Below are 6,153 nucleotides of genomic sequence, written 5' to 3'. Positions count from 1 at the left end.
CTTTAACCCTTGTCACCCCACCCCCCGCTGTTCCTATCTGCGGGTGCCGGGCGGCTGGGGGGTGGGCCCGCGGTCCGCCTCAATTCCGGGCGCGGGGGGCCCCCCCCCGGGGGGGGGGGCCACCCCGGGCCCGGCCGCTACTGGGCGGACGCCGTGAGGTCGCCGCGCCGGGGCGCGGCGAAGCCCTCCAGGTCGGCGCGGGTCAGACCGGTGAGCCGGGCGACCTCGGCGATGTCGAGGGCGCCGCAGTCCAGGCCGCGCAGCAGATAGCCGCTGAGCGCCTTGGCGGTGGCGGGCTCGTCCATCACGTCGCCGCCGGTCCGGTTGGCGTAGCGGGCGAGACGGGCCGCCGCCTGCTCGAAGCCCTCGCGGTAGAAGGCGAACACGGCCGCGTACCGGGTGGGGATGTGCGCCGGGTGCATGTCCCAGCCCTGGTAGTAGGCGCGGGCCAGGGCGCGGCGGGTGAGCCCGTAGTGCAGGCGCCAGGCGTCGTGGACCTTCTCGGTCGGGCCGACCGGCAGGACGTTGGTGGAGCCGTCCGAGACACGGACGCCGGTCCCGGCCGCGGCGACCTGCATGACGGCCTTGGCGTGGTCGGCGGCCGGGTGGTCGCTGGCCTGGTAGGCGGCGGAGACGCCGAGGCAGGCGCTGTAGTCGAAGGTGCCGTAGTGCAGGCCGGTGGCGCGGCCCTCGGCGGCCTGGATCATCCGGGCGACGGCGGCGGTGCCGTCGGCGGCGAGGATGGACTGGCTGGTCTCGATCTGGATCTCGAAGCCGATCCGGCCGGGTTCGAGGCCGTGGGCCTTCTCGAAGGCCTCCAGCAGCCGCGCCATGGCGGTGACCTGCTCGGGATAGGTCACCTTCGGCAGGGTCAGCACGAGTCCGCCGGGCAGGCCGCCGGCCCGCATCAGTCCGCTGAGGAAGACGTCGAGGGTGCGGATGCCGCGGTCGCGGACGGGTGCCTCCATGCACTTCATCCGGATGCCCATGTACGGCGCGGCGGTGCCCCGCTCGTACGCCTCGGCGACCAGCCGGGCCGCGCGGGCGGCGGCCTCGTCCTCCTCGGCGTCGGGGCGGGGGCCGTAGCCGTCCTCGAAGTCGATGCGGAGGTCCTCGATCGGTTCGCGTTCCAGCTTGGCGCGGACCCGGGAGTAGACGGGTTCCGCGAGGTCGTCGGCCAGGCCCAGGACCGCGGCGAAGGAGGCGGCGTCCGGGGCGTGTTCGTCCAGGGCCGCCAGCGCCCGGTCGCCCCAGGAGCGGAGGGTGTCGGCGGCGAAGGCGTCGCCGGGGACGTAGACGGTGTGGACCGGCTGGCGGGTGCCGGGGTCGCCCGGGTAGCGGCGCTCCAGCTCGGCGTCGACCGGAGCGAGGGAGGCGCTGATCTCCTCGCTGACGGCGCCCGCGAGGCTCGTCGCCACCGTCTCCTGCTGGCCCTGACCCATTCCACACCCTCCTGTTTTCCGTTGTACGGAATCAATAATCCGCACTACGAAGCTATCTGTGGACGTTCCCGCCGGTCAACACCTGTCCGCGGCCTGAACCCCGGCCGCCCCCGGACGGGCCGCGGACGCCGAGGCCCCCGTGACCGGTGCGGTCACGGGGGCCTGGGCCGGGGCGGCCCCGCCGAGGGGCCCGGCGGATCAGCCCTTGCGGGTCTTGATCTCCTCGGTGAGCTGCGGGACGACCTCGAACAGGTCGCCGACGACGCCGTAGTCGACCAGGTCGAAGATCGGGGCCTCGGGGTCCTTGTTGACCGCGACGATGGTCTTCGACGTCTGCATACCGGCGCGGTGCTGGATCGCGCCGGAGATGCCGTTGGCGATGTACAGCTGCGGCGACACGGACTTGCCGGTCTGGCCGACCTGGTTGGTGTGCGGGTACCAGCCCGCGTCCACCGCGGCGCGCGAGGCACCCACGGCCGCGCCGAGGGAGTCGGCGAGGGCCTCGATGATGCCGAAGTTCTCCGCGCCGTTCACCCCGCGGCCGCCGGAGACCACGACGGCGGCCTCGGTCAGCTCCGGGCGGCCCGTCGACTCGCGCGGCGTGCGGGCGGTGACCTTGGTGCCGGTGGCCTTCTCGGAGAAGGTGACGTCCAGGGCCTCGACGGTACCGGCGGCCGGGGCGGCCTCCACGGCGGCGCTGTTCGGCTTGACCGTGATGACCGGGATGCCCTTGGAGACACGGGACTTGGTGGTGTACGAGGCGGCGAACACCGACTGGGTGGCCACCGGGCCCTCGTCGCCGGCCTCCAGGTCGACGGCGTCGGTGATGATGCCCGAACCGGTGCGCAGCGCCAGGCGGGCGGCGATCTCCTTGCCCTCGGCGGAGGACGGGACCAGCACGGCGGCCGGGGAGACGGCGGCGACGGCGGCCTGGAGCGCGTCGACCTTGGGGACGACCAGGTAGTCGGCGTACTCGGCGGCGTCGTGGGTGAGGACCTTGACCGCGCCGTGCTCGGCGAGGGCGGCGGCGGTGTCGGCGGCGCCGTTGCCCAGCGCGACGGCGACGGGCTCGCCGATGCGGCGGGCCAGGGTCAGCAGCTCGAGGGTGGGCTTGCGGACGGCACCGTCCACGTGGTCGACGTAGACGAGGACTTCAGCCATGGGACTTCTTCTCTCCTGCTTGCGAAGGGTGCGGGACGACGGGGCGGATACGGGCTCAGATGAACTTCTGGCCCGCGAGGAACGCGGCGAGCTGCTTGCCGCCCTCGCCCTCGTCCTTGACGATCGTGCCCGCCGTACGCGCCGGACGCTCCGCCGCCGACTCCACCACGGTGTAGGCGCTCTCCAGACCGACCTCGTCGGCCTCGATGTCCAGGTCCGACAGGTCCCAGGACTCCACCGGCTTCTTCTTCGCCGCCATGATGCCCTTGAACGACGGGTAGCGCGCCTCGCCCGACTGGTCCGTCACCGAGACCACGGCGGGCAGCGACGCCGCCAGCTGCTCCGAGGCGGTGTCGCCGTCGCGGCGGCCCTTGACCGTGCCGTCCTCGACGGAGACCTCGGACAGCAGCGTCACCTGCGGCACGCCCAGACGCTCGGCCAGCAGCGCGGGGACGACGCCCATGGTCCCGTCGGTGGAGGCCATGCCGGAGATCACCAGGTCGTAACCGGCCTTCTCGACGGCCTTGGCCAGCACCAGCGAGGTGCCGATCGCGTCGGTGCCGTGCAGGTCGTCGTCCTCGACGTGGATCGCCTTGTCCGCGCCCATCGACAGCGCCTTGCGCAGCGCGTCCTTGGCGTCCTCCGGACCCACCGTCAGGACGGTGACCTCGACGTCGTCGTCGGAGTTCTCGGAGATCTGGAGCGCCTGCTCGACCGCGTACTCGTCCAGTTCGGAGAGCAGACCGTCCACGTCGTCACGGTCGACGGTCAGGTCATCGGCGAAGTGCCGGTCGCCAGTGGCGTCGGGCACGTACACAGTGACAACGATCCTCAAGCTCACGCCGGCTCTCCTACTGCATCGTCATTTCTGGGCTGCCTTCTTGCAGGCAGCATAGGCGCCTGAAGCGGCCGATCCCGTTCGGGGCGACCCCGCGCTCCGACCGAAATATTACTCGCCAGTACACCCAGTTCCTGCCCGCTGAGCAAGCGCTTTGAACTGTGACCTTCGCAACGCAGCGTAACCGGAACTCGACCGTTCCGCAGGGGCCCGCGCGGCGCCCGGCTCCGGGTCAGTCGCGCAGGGCGTTGAAGCGGCCCTGGTGGTAGAGGAGAGGGCGGCCGGGGCCCGTGTGGTCGCCGAGGACCAGTTCCGCGACGACGATGCGGTGGTCGCCCGCCGGGACCCGCGCGACCACCCGGCAGACCAGCCGGGCGAGCACGCCGTCCAGCAGCGGCACACCCTCGGGGCCGTCGCGCCAGGAGGTGGGCGCCGCGAACCGGTCGGCGCCGCTGCGCGCGAAGGTGGCGGCCAGTTCCTCCTGGTGCTCGCCCAGCAGATGGACGCCGAGGTGTCCGGCCCGGGAGAGCGCGGGCCAGCTGGAGGCGCCGGTCCCGATGCCGAAGGAGAGCAGCGGCGGCTCGGCGGAGACGGACGTCAGGGAGGTCGCGGTGAAGCCGACCGGGCCGTGGTCGCCGCGCGCCGTGATCACCGCGACACCCGCCGCGTGCCGCCGGAAGACGGAGCGCAGCAGGCCGGGAGAGGCCGGTTCGAAGGCGGCGGAGGCCGAGGAGCCGGAAGCGGCGGAGGAGCCGGAAGCGGCCGAGGAGGCGGAGAGGTCGGACGGGGCCGTCATGGAGTTGTCCTTCTGCTGGTGGGACGCGCGGGGACCGTGGCTGCTCAACAGCCCGGACAGCGCGCGCTCGCGGCGCCGGCGGACGGCGCCGCTCCCGGACATGCCCGCCCGGAGAGAAGGAGTTCCCTGGACATACGGTCAGATTGACGAGAGGTGGCGGGCGCAGTCAAGTGGGTCCCGGCACATGGGACATGTCTCACGGTCACGGGCCGGTTCCGCACAGCGCCTCCCCCAGGGCCGCGACGACGTCGGCCGTACGCGGCTGCCCGGCGGCGCGGCGCACGACGCGGCCGTCCGCGTCCAGGACGAGCACCGTGGGCGTCCTGCGGACGTCCAGCGCGCGGACGAGTCCGAGGCGGGCCTCGGCGTCGATCTCGACATGGGCGACGCCGGGGACCATGCGCGCCACCTCGCCGAGAACCCTGCGGGTCGCCCGGCAGGGCGCGCAGAAGGCGGTCGAGAACTGCACCAGGGTGGCGCGTTCGCCCAGTGGCTCGCCCAACCGGGCCGCGTCCAGCCGTCCGTCCGCCTCGCCTGTGCCCACCCGTGGTCTCCCGTCCCGCGTTCCGGTGATCGCGCCGGGCTGTTCCGTGCCGCCCGCCCGGCTCCTGCCGGGTGCAGCGCGTACGGGCGGCCGAAGATTCCCGTGCGGGGCCCCGGCCGTCGGCGGGGCGCCCCGGCGGCCGGGCCGACGTGACGAGGATCTCGCCGGGGACGGGCACGCGGGCTGGCTCCCCGGCCGTTCTTGGGGCACGATCTGCGACGAGCCGTAAACCTACGGCTGCGTAACTTCCGCCGGGAGTCCCTGGCAGACAGAAGGGTCCGCCCCGCCCATGGCCGAGTTCGTCTACCGTCCCGTGATCGGTTTCGCCCGCACGATGTTCAAGGTGTGGGACCTCAAGATCGACTGCCGGGGCTCGGAGAACATCCCGCGCCAGGGCGGCGCCGTGCTGGTGAGCAATCACATCAGCTATCTGGACTTCATCTTCAACGGTCTCGCCGCGCTGCCGCAGAAGCGCCTGGTGCGGTTCATGGCGAAGGAGTCGGTGTTCCGGCACCGGATCTCCGGTCCGCTGATGCGCGGTATGAAGCACATCCCGGTGGACCGCGCCCAGGGCGAGGCGGCCTACGAGCACGCTCTGGACTCGCTGCGCTCCGGCGAGGTGATCGGCGTGTTCCCGGAGGCCACCATCTCGGAGTCCTTCACCCTCAAGAGCTTCAAGTCGGGTGCCGCCCGGCTGGCGCAGGAGGCCGGGGTGCCGCTGATCCCGATGGCCGTCTGGGGCACGCAGCGCCTGTGGACCAAGGGGCACCCGCGCAACTTCCGGCGCAGCCACACCCCGGTCACGGTCCGGGTGGGCGAGGCCGTCGAGGCGCCGCGCGACCAGTACGCGGGAGCGATCACGCGGCGGCTGCGCGAGCGGGTGCAGGAGCTGCTGGAGGCCGCCCAGCGCGCCTACCCGGTGCGCCCGAAGGGCCCGGAGGACACCTGGTGGATGCCCGCGCACCTGGGCGGCACGGCTCCCACGCCGGAGCAGCTACGGACGGCCGGGGCGCTCTGAGAGCGCCTGTCCGTCTGTCCCCGTCCCGCTGTCCCCGTCCCGCGAACTGCCGTAATCTGAGGACCGGTTCACATGCATTCGCCATCCGGTCCGGGCGGACGGCCGCGCCGGGACGGATGCCGGGACGGGGGTTCCATGGCCACGATCTGTCTCATGTTCGGTCTGTTCGCCGCGATCGCCGCGTGGCTGGTCGTGGTGATCCTGCGCCGCCGCAGCAGCACCACGCACAACGCGGACGGTCTTCTCATCGAGCAGGCCAGCCGGGTCCAGGCGCAGCGGGACCGCAGCGCGTACTCCACGCTGTCGATGCACAACACCATGCCGACCATGAGCGACCAGTTCCGCCGCCCCTGA

At 72.7% G+C, this 6,153-nt stretch carries 7 protein-coding genes; 2 read left to right on the top strand and 5 right to left on the bottom strand.

Going from position 1 to position 6,153, the window contains the following annotated elements; genetic code table 11:
- Window positions 1-137: 137 nt before the first annotated feature.
- From ACWDYF_RS26045 to ACWDYF_RS26025, 5 genes are all read right to left on the bottom strand, one after another.
- Window positions 138-1,442 carry a DUF6986 family protein gene (locus ACWDYF_RS26045; RefSeq protein ID WP_389474215.1) on the bottom strand — a complete coding sequence of 435 codons (1,305 nt, stop codon included), beginning with the start codon at window positions 1,440-1,442 and terminating at the stop codon, window positions 138-140.
- Between the two features lie 198 nt (window positions 1,443-1,640).
- Window positions 1,641-2,603 carry an electron transfer flavoprotein subunit alpha/FixB family protein gene (locus ACWDYF_RS26040; protein WP_381737941.1) on the bottom strand — a complete coding sequence of 321 codons (963 nt, stop codon included), beginning with the start codon at window positions 2,601-2,603 and terminating at the stop codon, window positions 1,641-1,643.
- A 55-nt stretch (window positions 2,604-2,658) separates the two neighbouring features.
- A complete protein-coding gene (locus ACWDYF_RS26035) occupies window positions 2,659-3,444 on the bottom strand; it encodes an electron transfer flavoprotein subunit beta/FixA family protein (RefSeq protein ID WP_451584303.1) in 786 nt (261 codons plus the stop codon).
- Window positions 3,445-3,673: 229 nt separating this feature from the next.
- Entirely contained in the window at window positions 3,674-4,237 is a 564-nt protein-coding gene (locus tag ACWDYF_RS26030) for a flavin reductase family protein (RefSeq protein WP_389474212.1), read from the bottom strand.
- Between the two features lie 202 nt (window positions 4,238-4,439).
- Complete coding sequence (locus ACWDYF_RS26025) at window positions 4,440-4,811, bottom strand: TlpA family protein disulfide reductase (RefSeq protein ID WP_389474219.1); 372 nt, start codon at window positions 4,809-4,811, stop codon at window positions 4,440-4,442.
- 259 nt (window positions 4,812-5,070) lie between these two features.
- Here ACWDYF_RS26025 and ACWDYF_RS26020 point away from each other — a divergent pair, with 259 nt between their 5' ends.
- Complete coding sequence (locus tag ACWDYF_RS26020; protein WP_018570976.1) at window positions 5,071-5,799, top strand: lysophospholipid acyltransferase family protein; 729 nt, start codon at window positions 5,071-5,073, stop codon at window positions 5,797-5,799.
- 135 nt (window positions 5,800-5,934) lie between these two features.
- Window positions 5,935-6,153, top strand: coding sequence for a hypothetical protein (locus ACWDYF_RS26015; RefSeq protein ID WP_018570977.1), 219 nt, complete (start codon window positions 5,935-5,937; stop codon window positions 6,151-6,153).

It is taken from the genome of Streptomyces sp. NPDC003284, from assembly GCF_053589675.1.
This window is presented reverse-complemented; position numbering and strand designations above follow the sequence as displayed.